Source organism: Streptomyces sp. NPDC047453, assembly GCF_040643155.1.
In the GTDB taxonomy this organism is placed as follows: Bacteria; Actinomycetota; Actinomycetes; order Streptomycetales; family Streptomycetaceae; genus Streptomyces.
The window spans coordinates 23,053-37,946 of sequence record NZ_JBEYTS010000043.1 but is presented as its reverse complement, the minus strand read 5'-3'; the positions used below and the strand labels follow the sequence as shown (position 1 = coordinate 37,946).

Genomic DNA, 14,894 nt, shown 5'->3' with positions numbered 1-14,894 from the left:
GAGGGGGCACGACCGGCCCGTGCCGTCGTCCGCGCGGTCCGGCGGCTCAGTCGCGCGCGGGCTGCACCGCCGCGTCGACCTCCGCCTCGATCTCGGCGTCGACCTCCGCCTCCGGCCGCTCGAACCGGCCGTCCAGCTTGGAGACCAGACCCGTGACCTGGCGGGCGATGTCCGGCGCGGTCAGCCCGATCTCCGCCAGCACCTCGGCGCGGGAGGCGTGGTCGAGGAAGCGCGGCGGGATGCCGAAGTCGCGCAGCGGCACGTCCACGCCCGCGTCCCGCAGGGCCTGGGAGACCGCCGAGCCGACACCGCCGACACGGGAGTTGTCCTCGACGGTGACGACCACGCGGTGCCGTGCGGCGAGCGGCGCCATGGCCTCGTCGACGGGCTTGACCCAGCGCGGGTCGACGACGGTGGTGGTGATGCCCTGCTTGTCGAGGAGCGTGGCCACCTCCAGGCACATCGGGGCGAGGGCGCCGACGGAGACGAGGAGGACGTCCGGGGTGTCGGTGCCGGGCTCGCGCAGTACGTCCATGCCGCCGACGCGGCCCACCGCGGGTACGGCGGGACCGACGGCGCCCTTGGAGAAGCGGACCACGGTCGGGGCGTCGTCGACCTCGACCGCCTCGCGCAGCTGGGCGCGGACCTGGTCCGCGTCGCGCGGGGCGGCCAGCCGCAGACCCGGGACGACCTGGAGGATCGACATGTCCCACATGCCGTTGTGGGAGGCGCCGTCGGTGCCGGTGACACCGGCCCGGTCCAGGACGAAGGTGACCCCGCACTTGTGCAGGGCCACGTCCATCAGGACCTGGTCGAAGGCGCGGTTGAGGAAGGTCGCGTAGACGGCGAAGACGGGGTGCACGCCGGCGTGGGCGAGACCGGCCGCGGAGACGGCGCCGTGCTGCTCGGCGATGCCGACGTCGTAGACCCGGTCGGGGAAGGCCTTGGCGAACTTGTCCAGACCGACCGGCTGGAGCATGGCCGCGGTGATGGCGACGATGTCCCGCCGCTCCTTGCCGAGCCTGACCATCTCGTCGCCGAACACGGAGGTCCAGTCGGCGCCGGAGGTCGAGATCGGCAGTCCGGTGTCGGGGTGGATCTTGCCGACGGCGTGGAAGCGGTCGGCCTCGTCCTGGAGGGCGGGCTGGTAGCCGCGGCCCTTCTCGGTGAGGCAGTGCACGATGACGGGACCGCCGAACCGCTTGGCGCGGGCCAGCGCCGACTCCAGGGCCTCGATGTCGTGGCCGTCGATGGGGCCGACGTACTTCAGGCCCAGGTCCTCGAACATGCCCTGCGGGGCGATGAAGTCCTTCAGGCCCTTCTTGGCGCCGTGCAGGGTCTCGTACAGCGGCCGGCCGACGACCGGGGTGCGCTCCAGCACCTCCCGGGTGCGGGCCAGGAAGCGTTCGTAGCCGTCGGTGGTGCGCAGGGTCGCCAGGTGGTTGGCGAGGCCGCCGATGGTGGGCGCGTAGGAGCGCTCGTTGTCGTTGACGACGATGACGAGCGGGCGGTCCTTGGCGTCGGCGATGTTGTTCAGCGCCTCCCAGGCCATGCCGCCGGTCAGCGCGCCGTCACCGATGACCGCGGCGACGTGGCTGTCCCGCTCGAGCAGCTGGTTGGCCTTGGCGATGCCGTCGGCCCAGCCCAGCACGGTGGAGGCGTGGCTGTTCTCGATGATGTCGTGCTCGGACTCGGCCTGCGAGGGGTAGCCCGACAGGCCGCCCTTCATCTTCAGCTTGGAGAAGTCCTGGCGGCCGGTGAGCAGCTTGTGCACGTAGGACTGGTGGCCGGTGTCCCACAGCACCTTGTCCTTCGGCGAGTGGAACACCCGGTGCAGGGCGATGGTCAGCTCCACCACACCCAGGTTGGGGCCGAGGTGGCCGCCGGTCTTGGAGACCTCGGTGACGAGGAAGGTCCGGATCTCCTGCGCCAGCTGGTCCAGCTCCTCCAGGCTGAGCCGGTCCAGATCGCGCGGTCCCCTGATGCGGGTCAGCAGCGGCACCCGTGCCTCCTTGCGTAGAGCTGATCGAGCTGTTGCCGGGCTCGTCGAGTCTAATGTTCCGCCCGGGCGCCCGGTGTCCGGGCCGGGGGTCGTACGTCACGCGAACGGCGGTACCGGTGTCGCGTCCGCCGTGACACGACTGTGCCCAGCACCGCCATGGGTGCCGGGCACAGTCCTGGATCGGACGAGGCTTACGCGCGCCCCGCCGACTTCTGCGTCTTGCGGGTCACGGCGTCGATGACGACCGTCGCCAGCAGCACGCCACCGGTGATCATGTACTGGACCGGGGACGCGATGCCCTCCAGGGCGAGGCCGTACTGGATCGAGACGATGACCAGCACACCGAGGAGCGCGTTCCAGGTGCGGCCGCGGCCGCCGAAGAGGGACGTGCCGCCGATCACTGCCGCGGCGATGACGTTCATCAGGAACTCGCCGGTGCCCGCGCCCTGGTTGGCGGAGGCGATCTTCGAGGCGACGAAGAGACCGCCGATCGCGGCGAAGGTGCCGGCGATCGCGAAGACCGAGATCCGGACCAGTTCCACGTTGATGCCGGCCCGGCGGGAGGCCTCGACGCTGCCGCCGAGCGCGAAGACCTTGCGGCCGTATGCGGTGCGGCGGAGCACGAAGTCGGTGAGCACCAGCACGGCGAGGAAGATCACCACGGCGAGGGGCAGGCCCTTGTACTGGTTGTACATGACCGCCACGGCGAAGGAGACGACGGCCAGCAGCACGGTGCGCACCACGAGGTCGCTGAGCGGCCGGGACGGGATCCCGGCGGCCTCGCGGCGGCGGTTGCCCAGGTACGCGGTCAGGAAGTACCCGCCGACGGCCACGACGGCGAGCCCGTAGGCGGCGGCGACATCGGAGAAGTAGTAGCTGGTGAGCTTGGTGACGATGCCGTCGTCGAGGTTGATGGTGCCGTTGCTGCCGAGGATCTGGAGCATGAAGCCCTGCCAGAACAGCAGACCGGCCAGCGTCACGGCGAAGGCGGGGACGCCGATGCGCGCGAAGAAGAAGCCGTGCAGGGCGCCGGCCACGGTACCGGTGAGGATGGCCAGCACCAGGGCCAGCAGCTCGTTCATCCCGTGAGTGATGTTCAGCACCGCGAAGGTGGCGCCCGCGACACCGGAGACCGAGCCGACCGACAGGTCGATCTCGCCCAGCAGCAGGACGAACACGATGCCGACGGCGATCATGCCCGTGCCGACCATGGCGACGGAGATGTCGGAGAGGTTGCCCGCGGTCAGGAAGTTGGAGTTCAGGCTCTGGAAGATGATCCAGATGACCAGCAGACCGATGACGACCGGGACGGAGCCCAGGTCACCGGCCTTCATCTTGCGCTTGAACTCGGTGACATAGCCCGCGAAACCCTGTTCGCGCACCAGCAGCCGGGGGTCCACGACGGTCGCCGCGCCGGCCGCCGCCTCGGTGTTCTCCAGCGCGCTGCTCTCGGGGGGCGTGGAGGTCTTGTCGATGCTCACTTCTTGATCTCCCCATTGGTGCGCGCCGCACGGCGGGTGACGGCGTTGTCCGTGGCGCCGGTGATGGCGGAGATGATCTCTTCCTGGGAGGTCGACTTGACCTCGAAGACACCGTTGTTGCGGCCCAGGCGCAGCACGGCCACCTTGTCCGCGACCGCTTTGACGTCGGCCATGTTGTGGCTGATGAGGATCACCGCGTGACCGCGCTCACGCAGCCGCTCGACCAGGTCGAGGACCTGTGCGGTCTGCTCCACGCCGAGGGCGGCGGTGGGCTCGTCGAGGATGACCAGCTTGGGCTCGCCGAGCATGGAACGGGCGATGGCCACGACCTGGCGCTGGCCACCGGAGAGCGAGGCGATCGGGATGCGGACGCTGGGGATGCGGATCGACAGCGTGTCCAGCAGTTCGCGGGAGCGGCGCTCCATCTCGACCTCGTCCAGGACGCCGCGGCGGCGGATCTCCCGGCCCAGGTAGAGGTTGCCGACCACGTCGATGTTGTCGCACAGCGCGAGGTCCTGATACACCGTCGCGATGCCGAGGTTCTGGGCGTCGTGCGGCTTGTTGATCTGGACCGCGCGGCCGTCCCACTCGATGCGGCCCTCATCGATGGGGTGCACGCCGGCGATCGTCTTGACCAGCGTGGACTTTCCGGCGCCGTTGTCGCCCACCAGGGCGACCACCTCACCGGCGTGGACCTCAAGCTCTACGTCGGTGAGCGCCTGGACGGCACCGAACCGCTTGGAGACCCCGCGCAACGCCAGCACGGGCGTAGCGGACAAGTGAACCATCTCCTTCGCCGCCTGACCCGGCGGGAGGTTGTGCAGAAGTTTGGGGGGTTGTTCCGTCCGGCGCCCCGCACGAGCTTGCGGGGCTTTGGATACGCGGGGCGCCGGACGGAGCCTTGGGGCGCGTCCCGTCAGGGGGATCCGGGGGTGAACTCCCCGGACTCCCCTGGCGATGGAGGCGCATGTGTCGCTTTGCGGTGGACCGGTCCGGTTACTTCAGACCGATCTTGTCGCAGGCCGCCTTGTACTGGGCGGTGCAGATCTCGGGGACGGTGTAGACGCCGTCCTTGACGACGGTGTCCTGGATGTTGTCCTTGGTCAGCGAGGTGACCGCGACCAGGACCGACGGGACGCCCTGGGTGGTGGGGCTGTCGACCTTGTCCTTGGCGATCGAGTCCAGCGACTTGCCCTGGGCCAGGGCGACAGCCATCTCGGCTGCGGCGTCGGCCTCGGGGGCGTACGGCTTGTAGACGCTCATGTACTGCTCACCGGAGACGATGCGCTGCACACCCGCGAGTTCGGCGTCCTGGCCGGTGACCGGGACGGAGATGCCGGCGGCCTTCAGGGCGGTGATGATGCCGCCGGCCATGCCGTCGTTGGCGGAGTAGACGCCGACGATGTTCTTCTTGCCGATGGAGGAAATGGCGCCCTCCATGTTGGAGTTGGCGTTCTCCGGCTTCCACTCCTTGGTGTCGTACTCCTTGCCGATGTTCACCTTGCCGTCGAGGACCGAGTGGGCGCCGTCCTTGAACTGCTTGGCGTTCGGGTCGGTGGAGGAACCGTTCATCATGACGATCTTGCCGGACTTGGCCTTGGCGCCCAGCGCCTTGAGCAGCGCCTCGCCCTGGGTCTTGCCGACGGTCACGTTGTCGAACGAGGTGTAGGCGTCGATCGGGCCCTGGGCCAGGCGGTCGTAGGCGACGACCGGGATGCCGGCGTCCTTGGCCTTCTGCACCGAGTTCTTGATGGCGGCGGCGTCCACGGCGTCGACGATCAGCACGTCCACCTTGTTGGTGATCATCGTCTCGACCTGCTGGCTCTGCAGGGTGGCGTCCTGCTTGGCGTTGGCGTAGACGACCTTGCCCTTGTTGCCGGTCAGCTCCGCGACCTTCTTCTCGATCAGCGGGCGGTCGAACTTCTCGTAACGAGCGGTCTGGTTCTCCGGCAGCAGCAGGCCGACCTTGATGGCGTCGCCCTTCTTCTCGCTGCCGGCCGACTTGGAGGAGTCGCCGCCGGACTCCTTGGCGCTGCCACAGGCGGCGAGCGAGACGGCCATGGCACCAGCAGCAACGGCGAAAGCCGCACGACGCATACGCGTGTTCACTTCTTCAAACCTCCCTGACGAGGCCGCGTCGTTGCGGCCGAGGTGGCTGGAAGTCAACTCGGCCGCGCGTGCGACGTCAAGAAGTAAATCCTTAACGAGATGGCAACGGTGCCATCCGTTCTCTAAGTGAAGGCAGGCGTGGCCGCGTGCAGCGTGCCGTCCAAAAGTGTCGAATCGCCCATCTCGCTCAACGCCAGGGCGAGCGCCCCGAGGACTTCGGCGCGGCCCCCGAGTGCCCCGGGAAGCACCGTGAGTTGGCGCGCCGCACTGGGGATGGCGTACCGTCCCACCGACTCCCGGATCGGGCCCAGCACCAGCTCACCGGCCTCGGCGAGGTCCCCGCCGAGCACCACCCGGCTGGGGTTGAGCAGGTTGCAGAGATTGGCGACCCCGCTGCCGATGTGGCGGCCGACGTCGGCGATCACCCGACGGCAGCCCGGATCGCCGTCCCGTGCCAGCCGTACGACGCCCTCCATGGTCAGGTCGGTGCCGTGACTGGGCCGGAGCAGCGGGAGCACGTACCCGGCGGCGGTGAAGGTCTCCAGGCAGCCCCGGTTCCCGCAGCGGCAGACCGGGCCGGACTCGTCGAGCGTGATGTGCCCGATCTCACCCGCCGTGCCGCCGGGGCCGCGGTAGATCCTGCCGCTGATCACGAGGCCCGCGCCGACCCCGCTGGCGATCTTGATGTAGGCCAGGTCGCGCACGCCCCGGCCGCTGCCCCAGACCAGCTCGCCCAGAGCGCCCAGGTTGGCGTCGTTGTCCACGTGCACCGGCACGCCGAGGCGCCCCCGCAGCTCCTCGGCGGGCTTGACGCCCGTCCAGCCCGGCAGGATGGCCGTGGAGCCCAGCGTGCCGGACTCGACGTCGATCGGGCCGGGTACGCCGACACCCACGCCGGCGATCTTGGAACGGTCGACGCCCGTGGCCGCGATCAGGCGGTTGACCAGCTCTTCCGCCCGGTCGAAGCCCTGCGCCGAGGAGGCGTCCACGTCCAGCGGCTCGGACTCCTCGGCCAGCACCTGGTGGGCGAGGTTGCCTATGGCGACCCGCAGGTGCGTGTGCCCGAAGTCGACGCCGATCACGATGCCGGCGTCCCCGCTCAGGGACACGCTGCGGGCCCGGCGCCCACCCGCGGAAGTAGGCGTGACCTGGACCGTCCCGCCGTCCTTGAGTTCGCGCACGATGTTGGAGACCGTCGCCGCGGACAGGCCCGTGGTCCGCGCGATCTCCGCCTGCGTGAGTGATCCGGCAAGGCGCACGGCACGTACGACCCGCTCCAGGTTGGCTCGGTGCAGCGACGACTGCGACCCTGGAGTCTCCACGACGACCTCCTGCGCGCGGGGCCGCTTCGGCGAGGCCCCGTCCAATGTCCAACTAGTGAACTCTAAGCTGAGCTGTTCGGGTCCCCTCCCGTCAAGAGGTTGAACGACATCCGGGTCCGTGGACACGCTGATGGAGCCCTGTCCCGCACACGTGTGCGGACATGCGTGCGCCGCCCCCGCACGCCCCGGAGGGGGCGGCGAGAGCGGCGTACAGGGCCGGCGCGGCGGCGGGGCGCCAGAGCTACTTCAGGGCGCCCGCCGTGAGCCCCTGCACCACCTGGCGCTGGAAGATGATGTACGCGGCGAGCACCGGCAGCATCGCCATCACCAGCCCGGCGAAGAGACCGGACCAGTCGCCCTTGTAGCCCTGGCTCACGGCCAGCTGCACCAGGCCCTGGGTGAGCACGTGCTTGTCCGGGTCGGTGTTGAGCACCGTCGGCAGCATGTACTGGTTCCACTGCCCCAGGAAGTTGAAGATCCCCACGCTGATCAGGCCGGGCTTGGCCATCGGCAGCATGATCTGGAAGAACGTCCGGGTGTGCGAGGCCCCGTCCACGAAGGCCGCCTCCGCCACCGAACTCGGCAGGGTCCGGAAGAAGGCGGTCAGGAAGAACACCGTGAACGGCAGTGAATAGGCGATGTAGACCAGGATCAGGCCGTGAATGGTGTTCAGCAGTCCCATGTTGTTCACGACGTAGAACAGCGGGACCAGGGCCAGCATGATCGGAAAACTCATGCCGCCGATGAAGAGGTAGTAGATGAAGCGGTTGCCCGGAAAGTCGAAACGGGCCAGCACATACGCCGCCATCGAACCGAGCACCAGGGTACCGACGAGCGAACCGCCCACCACCAGAACGGTGTTGAGGAAGTATTCGCTCATATTGGCTTCGGTCCAGGCCCGTGCCCAGTTGTCGAAGTGCAGCTTGTCGGGCAGCGACCAGGGCGAGCCGAAGATGGAGCCGTCGTCCTTGAAGGACGTCATCACCGCCCAGACCAGCGGCATGACCACCATGATCGCCCAGATGATCAGAACGCCGTGCGAGAAGACGTTGAGGACGGATCCGTCCTTCTTCCGTCCGCCCGGCTTTCCGGCCGGTACGCCGGCCGTGGCGAGGCCGACACCGGACTCGGCCGGAACGGGGGCGGGGGACTCGGTCGTTTTCATCGTCAGAACTCCAGCCGCTCGCGCCGGCCCAGCCGCATCACGACGGCGGCGAAGGCCAGCGTGACGATGAGCAGGGCGACGCCGATCGTGGTGGCGTAGGCGGCCTGACCGTCACGGAACGCCTTCTGGTACACGTACAGGACCATGACGGTGGTCGAGTAGTCGGGGCCGCCCGGCCCGGTCGTCATGATCTGTACGACCGCGAACGACTCCGCCCCGAGGGCGAGGATCCCCATGTACACCCAGCCGGACTGCACGGTGTCCCACAGCAGCGGCAGGGTGATCCGGAAGAAGGTGGCGAACCGGCTGGCGCCGTCCAGCAGCGCGGCCTCGTACAGGTCCGCCGGGATGGACGCCATACCGGCCGAGAACAGGACCACGAAGAAGCCGACCGTGGACCAGACCAGCACCCCCATCACGCACCACAGCGCGAGACCCGGGTCGCCCAGCCACAGCGGTTGCACGCTGCCGAGCCCGATCCCGCGCAGCAGGGAGTTGATCGCGCCGCTGTCCGGGTTGTACGCGAAGGCGAACAGGATGGCCACGATCGCGATGGACAGTACCTGCGGGAAGAAGTAGACGATCTTGTAGAACGCGGAGCCTCGGACGCCGGAGATCGCCGGTCCGCCCCGGCGGCGCCGCCCGCCCACATTGATCATGAAGGAGAAGAACAGCGCCAGACCGATCGTCACCAGCGGTAGCACCAGGGCGAACAGCAGGCTGTGCTGCAACGACTTCCAGAAGATGTCGTCGTCGAGCATCCTCTGGTAGTTGTCGAAGCCGACCATCTGGAAATCGGGGCTCAGACCGGTCCAGTCCGTGAACGAGTAGTAGATGGACTGGATGAACGGCCAGACGACGAAAAGCGCGTACAGCCCCAGGGGAACCGCGAGGAACCCCACGATGAACCGGTACTTGCCGTGCTGCATTGCTGCCGACCCCGATCTCTGGGCGGGTGGTACCGCTGGTGACGGATCCTCAGGACTACTGGTGCTTGTAGTGCTTGATCGACTGGTCCTTGGCGGCCTCGTCGGCGAAGCCCTGGATCTTCTTGATGGCCTCGGCCGGGGTGAGGCGGCCGGCCATCATCTCGCCGATGCCCGACACACCGATCTTCTCCTTCTGGAGCTGCACGTACCAGTCCTGGAGCCGCGGGTTCACCACGTTGGAGCCGGCCTTGTCCAGTGCCGCGACTCCGGACTTCAGTCCGGGGGTGAGGTCGATGCCGTCCGTACCGCCGTTGTACGCGGTGAGCGACTTCACCTTGGCGGTGAAGTTCTTCGAGGAGGCCTCGCTGAGCATGATGCGCAGCTGCTCCATGCCGCCCTCGGCGTTCTTGGCCTTGGCCGGGACGATGAACGGCTCGCCGCCGGAGGCCCAGATGGTGCCGAACGGCATCTTGTCGGAGCTGTCGATGCCGGTGGGCGCGGAGACGGCGAGGTCGAAGTCCTGCGGGATGACGTTGGCGGACTCGTTCTCCACCCAGGAGCCGTTCGGAAGGAACAGCGCCTTGCCCTTGGCCCAGGCGGTCTGCGACTGGATGTGGTCCAGACCCGGAGTGCCCTTGAGGACGTAGCCCTTCCGGTAGAGCTCGTAGTAGGCCTCGAAGCACGCCTTGACCGCCGGGTGCTTCCAGGCGTTGGGCTCGAGGTTGTCGATGGCGTCCAGGACCTCGCGGCCGCCGACCTTCCCGATCATCGGGTAGAGCGAGAAGGGGAGGTAGTACGGGTACTTACCGGCGTAGGTCCAGCCGGCCATGCCCTTCTTCTTGGCCTTCTCGCAGACCTTGAGCATCTCGTCCCAGGTCTCCGGGTACTTCTCGTCCAGCGAGTCCAGGGCCTTCTGCGAGTACCACACGCCGTAGACCGTGTAGGCGTAGTACAGGATCCAGACCGGCTGGCCGTCGAACTGGCCCATCTCCACGATGCCCGGGCGCAGCGTGTCGCGGACCTTCTTGCTCGGGTCGTCGTAGGACGCCGCGTCCAGCAGCGGAGTGAGGTCCGCGAGCTGGTTCTTGCCCACGAGGACGCCCATGTCCATCTGCTCCGCACCGGAGTTGTCGATGAGGTCCGGCGGGTTGCCCTGGTTGAAGCGCGGCTGGAGCGTCGACTGGATCTTCTGGATGGCGGAGAACTTGGTCTTCGCCTTGGGGAAGTTCTGCTCGTAGAGCTTCACGGCGTCCTGGGCGTACTCCTTGCCGAAGCCGCCGTCGAACAGGACGAATTCCATCTGCGCGGTGTCGTTGACACCGAGCGGGTTCTTCTCGGTCTTCTTGCCCGTCTTGGCCTTGTCCTGTTCGCCACCGCCACCACCACTGGCGCAGGCGGACAGGAAGCCCATCGCGGGAACGCTGATGAGACCGAGTGCGGCGGACCGCTTGATCAGAGCCCGGCGGCCGACGCCTCCGTGGTTCTCGGCGGAAGTGGATCCCATGCTCAAGTCCTCGCCTTCTCCAGGACTCAGGCGGTGAACCGGATCCTCCCCGGCACCGCGGTCGGGTCAAGCTGGGTCGTGCAGGAAGTGCTTCGTGCGTCATCTACCGGGATCGGACGGAAGACAAGGAGGCGAACGCGTTTCACACGTCGAACCACCCTTTCCGACTGACTCCCCCGGGTCCGCTTCCGGCCGTTCTCGCGGTCGCACGGACGCCGACAGGTATAGTCCACTTCCCGTCAACGGAGCAAGATCGAGAGCAAGGTTCACCGCGGGTCTTTTCCGAGTTGAGACCTCACGCAAAACATGAGGCGTCCATGGGCTTCCGTTGACGGAGATATCCGTGCCTTTGCGCCCGAATGCCACACCCAACACCCTTGACATCACTGGCCACTTGGCTCCCTACTGGTCCTTGCGTAAAGAGCTGACAACGTTGTCTGAAACCAGGGAGGGACGCCGCGCATGCAGCGCAGAGTACGGCACAGATGGGGTCCGGCGGTCGTCATCACGGCCGCCTTCGTCACGGCAGCCGGCTCGCAGGGGGCCGCGGTCGCCCTGCCCGGCAAGCCCCCGGCCGCCGACCGGGAGTTCAGCTCCTCGTTCGAGGCCGGCGATCCGGCACCGGACTGGCTGAACACGGTCGACACCGCCCCCGGCGGCGGCAAGCGCGCCGCGGGCGTGGACGGCGGCTACAGCACCGGCATCCCGGGCAATGTGGACGACCACATCACCGAGGTCCGGGCCAGCGGGGAGAACGCGGGCGGCGGGGAGGTGAAGGAGAACCTCGTCGACGGGGAGTCCGGCACCAAGTGGCTGACGTTCGAGCCCACCGGATGGGTCGAGTTCGACTTCGACAAGCCGGTGAAGATCACCCGCTACGCCCTCACGTCCGCCAACGACTTCGACGGACGCGACCCCAAGGACTGGACCCTGAAGGGCTCCGCCGACGGCAAGGACTGGAAGGCCCTCGACACTCGCACCGGGGAGAACTTCTCCGAGCGGTTCCAGACCAGGACCTTCGACCTGGCCGAACCGGCCGAGTACCAGCACTTCCGGCTCGACGTCACCAGGAACAACGGCGCCTCGGGCATACTCCAGCTCGCCGATGTGCTGTTCTCCACCGGCGGCGACGACGCGCCGGTCCCGCAGGACATGCTCTCGCTGGTCGACCGCGGCCCGAGCGGCTCCCCGACCGCGAAGTCCGGCGCCGGCTACACGGGCAAGCGGGCCCTGCGGTACGCGGGCCGGCACACCGCGAAGGGCCGGGCGTACTCGTACAACAAGGTCTTCGACGTCAACGTCAAGGTGCTCCCCGACACGCAGCTGTCGTACCGCCTCTACCCGTCGATGGCCGACGGCGACCGCGACTACGACGCCACCAACGTCGCCGTCGACCTCGCCTTCACCGACGGCACCTACCTGAGCCGGCTGGGGGCGACCGACCAGCACGGCTTCACCCTCAGCCCGCAGGGCCAGGGCGCGGCCAAGACGCTGTACGTCAACCAGTGGAACAACGTGGCCTCCCGGATCGGTTCGGTCGCCGCGGGCAAGACCATCGACCGGGTCCTCCTCGCCTACGACTCCCCCACCGGCCCCGCGAAGTTCCGCGGCTGGCTGGACGACGTGGTGATCAAGCAGACGCCGCAGGAGAAGCCGAAGGCGCATCTGTCGGACTACGCGCTGACCACCCGCGGCACCAACTCCAGCGGCAGCTTCTCGCGCGGCAACAACTTCCCCGCGACCGCCCTGCCGCACGGCTTCAACTTCTGGACGCCGGTGACCAACGCGTCCTCGCTGAGCTGGCTGTACGAGTACGCGCGCGCGAACAACGACGACAACCTGCCGACGATCCAGGCGTTCAGCGCGAGCCACGAGCCGAGCCCCTGGATGGGCGACCGGCAGACCTTCCAGGTGATGCCGTCCGCCGCCGCGGGCACCCCGGCCACCGGCCGCACCGCCCGCGCGCTCGCCTTCCGGCACGAGAACGAGACCGCGCGCCCGTACTACTACGGGGTGCGCTTCGAGAACGGTCTCAAGGCGGAGATGGCGCCGACCGACCACGCGGCCGTCCTGCGCTTCACCTACCCGGGCGACGACGCGAGCGTGCTGTTCGACAACGTCACCGAGCAGGCGGGCCTGACCCTGGACAAGGAGCACGGTGTCGTCACCGGCTACTCGGACGTCAAGTCCGGGCTGTCCACCGGCGCCACCCGGCTGTTCGTCTACGGCGTGTTCGACAAGCCCGTGAAGGAGGGCTCGTCGAGCGGCGTCAAGGGCCACCTGCGCTTCGACGCGGGCAAGGACCGCACGGTCACCCTGCGCCTCGCCACCTCCCTCATCAGCGTCGACCAAGCGAAGGACAACCTGCGCCAGGAGGTCCCGGACGGCGCCTCCTTCGACACCGTCAAGGCATCCGCCCAGCAGGCCTGGGACGAGCTGCTCGGCAAGGTCGAGGTCCAGGGCGCCACGCCCGACCAGCTGACCACGCTCTACTCCAGCATGTACCGGCTGTACCTGTACCCGAACTCCGGCTTCGAGAAGGTCGGCGGGAAGGACCAGTACGCCTCCCCGTTCTCGCCGATGCCCGGCCAGGACACGCCGACCCACACCGGCGCGAAGATCGTCGACGGCAAGGTGTACGTCAACAACGGCTTCTGGGACACCTACCGGACCACCTGGCCGGCGTACTCGCTGCTGACACCCGGTCAGGCCGGTGAGATGGTCGACGGCTTCGTGCAGCAGTACAAGGACGGCGGCTGGACCTCCCGCTGGTCCTCCCCCGGCTACGCCGACCTGATGACCGGCACCTCCTCGGACGTGGCCTTCGCGGACGCGTACGTCAAGGGCGTGCCGATGGACGCCAAGGCGGCCTACGACGCGGCCCTGAAGAACGCCACCGTGGTGCCGCCGTCCTCGGGCGTGGGCCGCAAGGGCATGGCCACCTCGCCCTTCCTCGGCTACACCAGCACGGCCACCGGTGAGGGCCTGTCCTGGGCGATGGAGGGCTACGTCAACGACTACGGCATCGCGAAGATGGGCGAGGCCCTCTACAGGAAGACGGGCGAGAAGCACTACAAGGAGGAGGCCGACTACTTCCTCAACCGGGCCCAGGACTACGTGAACCTGTTCGACTCCCGGGTCGGCTTCTTCCAGGGCCGCAACGCCCGGGGCGACTGGCGCCTCGACGCCTCGAAGTACGACCCGCGCGTGTGGGGCTACGACTACACGGAGACCAACGGCTGGGGCTACGCCTTCACCGCCCCGCAGGACAGCCGGGGCCTGGCGAACCTGTACGGCGGGCAAAAGGGCCTGGCGGACAAGCTCGACACGTACTTCACCACTCCCGAGACGGCCTCCCCGGAGTTCGTCGGGTCCTACGGCGGCGTCATCCACGAGATGACCGAGGCGCGGGACGTGCGGATGGGCCAGTACGGCCACTCCAACCAGGTCGCCCACCACGTGAACTACATGTACGACGCGGCGGGGCAGCCGTGGAAGGCGCAGGCGAACGTCCGTGAGGCGCTCTCCCGGCTGTACGTCGGCAGCGAGATCGGCCAGGGATACCACGGCGACGAGGACAACGGCGAGCAGTCGGCCTGGTACCTGTTCTCCTCGCTCGGCTTCTACCCGCTGGTCATGGGCAGCGGCGAATACGCCATCGGCTCCCCGCTGTTCACCAGGGCGACGGTGCATCTGGACGGCGGGCGCGATCTGGTGATCCAGGCCCCGAAGAACAGCGCGAAGAACGTGTACGTGCAGGGCGTGCGGTTCAACGGCAAGGCGTGGAACTCGACGAGCCTGCCCCACCCCCTGCTGGCCAAGGGCGGTGTCCTCCAGTTCGACATGGGTCCGCGGCCCTCGTCGTGGGGCACGGGCAAGGACGCGGCGCCGACGTCGATCACGACCGGCGACAAGGCGCCGAGCCCGCGGGCGGACGTGCTGAAGGGCGACGGGGCGCTGTTCGACGACACCTCGTCGACGGAGGCCGCGGTGACGACGGTGGACCTGCCGGTGGCCGGCCCCGTCAAGGCCGTCCAGTACACCCTGACCTCGTCCGCCGACCGCACCAAGGCCCCGGCCGGCTGGACCCTCCAGGCGTCCACGGACGGCACGACCTGGAAGACGGTGGACCAGCGCTCGGGCGAGTCCTTCGCCTGGGGCAAGCAGACCCGCCCCTTCACGATCGCCGCACCGGGCACCTACCAGAAGTACCGCCTGGTCCTGGACGGCGCATCGACGCTGGCGGAGGTGGAACTGCTGGCCTGACGCACCCACGGCATCCGGCATGAGGAAGGGGCGGGCCCGCCGGGCCCGCCCCTTCGTGCCGTCCCGGGGAACGGGGGTCCGGTCAGCCCGTGGCAGTGGGTGAGGTGGGGCGGCCC

General features: G+C 68.4%; 9 protein-coding genes. 1 reads left to right on the top strand and 8 read right to left on the bottom strand.

From position 1 onward, the window contains the following. Nucleotides 1–46 precede the first annotated feature (46 nt). From dxs to ngcE, 8 genes are all read right to left on the bottom strand, one after another. Nucleotides 47–2,002, bottom strand: coding sequence for a 1-deoxy-D-xylulose-5-phosphate synthase (gene dxs, locus ABZ818_RS29120; RefSeq protein ID WP_361420865.1), 1,956 nt, complete (start codon nucleotides 2,000–2,002; stop codon nucleotides 47–49). Nucleotides 2,003–2,193: 191 nt separating this feature from the next. After that, nucleotides 2,194–3,483, bottom strand: a complete 1,290-nt coding sequence (locus tag ABZ818_RS29115) for a sugar ABC transporter permease (RefSeq protein ID WP_361420862.1) — start codon at nucleotides 3,481–3,483, stop codon at nucleotides 2,194–2,196. After that, the gene (locus ABZ818_RS29110; protein ID WP_141357328.1) at nucleotides 3,480–4,271 is read right to left on the bottom strand and encodes an ATP-binding cassette domain-containing protein; all 792 of its coding nucleotides are present in this window, start codon (nucleotides 4,269–4,271) and stop codon (nucleotides 3,480–3,482) included. Before ABZ818_RS29110 ends, ABZ818_RS29115 begins: the two co-directional genes overlap by 4 nt. A 208-nt stretch (nucleotides 4,272–4,479) precedes the next feature. Next, nucleotides 4,480–5,580, bottom strand: a complete 1,101-nt coding sequence (locus ABZ818_RS29105) for a substrate-binding domain-containing protein (protein WP_361420858.1) — start codon at nucleotides 5,578–5,580, stop codon at nucleotides 4,480–4,482. A 134-nt stretch (nucleotides 5,581–5,714) separates the two neighbouring features. Further along, nucleotides 5,715–6,914, bottom strand: a complete 1,200-nt coding sequence (locus tag ABZ818_RS29100; RefSeq protein WP_361420855.1) for an ROK family transcriptional regulator — start codon at nucleotides 6,912–6,914, stop codon at nucleotides 5,715–5,717. Between the two features lie 241 nt (nucleotides 6,915–7,155). After that, nucleotides 7,156–8,079 (bottom strand): carbohydrate ABC transporter permease, encoded by a 924-nt coding sequence (locus tag ABZ818_RS29095; RefSeq protein WP_361420852.1) that lies wholly within the window; start codon nucleotides 8,077–8,079, stop codon nucleotides 7,156–7,158. 2 nt (nucleotides 8,080–8,081) lie between these two features. Continuing rightward, nucleotides 8,082–9,008 (bottom strand): sugar ABC transporter permease, encoded by a 927-nt coding sequence (locus ABZ818_RS29090; RefSeq protein WP_361420849.1) that lies wholly within the window; start codon nucleotides 9,006–9,008, stop codon nucleotides 8,082–8,084. 55 nt (nucleotides 9,009–9,063) lie between these two features. Beyond that, nucleotides 9,064–10,512 carry an N-acetylglucosamine/diacetylchitobiose ABC transporter substrate-binding protein gene (gene ngcE / locus ABZ818_RS29085; protein ID WP_361420846.1) on the bottom strand — a complete coding sequence of 483 codons (1,449 nt, stop codon included), beginning with the start codon at nucleotides 10,510–10,512 and terminating at the stop codon, nucleotides 9,064–9,066. A gap of 462 nt (nucleotides 10,513–10,974) precedes the next feature. Here ngcE and ABZ818_RS29080 point away from each other — a divergent pair, with 462 nt between their 5' ends. Next, nucleotides 10,975–14,778 (top strand): GH92 family glycosyl hydrolase, encoded by a 3,804-nt coding sequence (locus ABZ818_RS29080; protein WP_361420843.1) that lies wholly within the window; start codon nucleotides 10,975–10,977, stop codon nucleotides 14,776–14,778. Nucleotides 14,779–14,894: the final 116 nt, after the last annotated feature.

Excerpts from the sequence above, each read along its gene's own strand:
- ABZ818_RS29095 (WP_361420852.1), bottom strand. The coding sequence starts at position 8,079 with ATGAAAACGACCGAGTCCCCCGCCCCCGTTCCGGCCGAGTCCGGTGTC.
- ABZ818_RS29080 (WP_361420843.1), top strand. The coding sequence starts at position 10,975 with ATGCAGCGCAGAGTACGGCACAGATGGGGTCCGGCGGTCGTCATCACG.
- ABZ818_RS29105 (WP_361420858.1), bottom strand. The coding sequence starts at position 5,580 with ATGCGTCGTGCGGCTTTCGCCGTTGCTGCTGGTGCCATGGCCGTCTCG.
- ABZ818_RS29090 (WP_361420849.1), bottom strand. The coding sequence starts at position 9,008 with ATGCAGCACGGCAAGTACCGGTTCATCGTGGGGTTCCTCGCGGTTCCC.
- ngcE (WP_361420846.1), bottom strand. The coding sequence starts at position 10,512 with ATGGGATCCACTTCCGCCGAGAACCACGGAGGCGTCGGCCGCCGGGCT.
- ABZ818_RS29110 (WP_141357328.1), bottom strand. The coding sequence starts at position 4,271 with ATGGTTCACTTGTCCGCTACGCCCGTGCTGGCGTTGCGCGGGGTCTCC.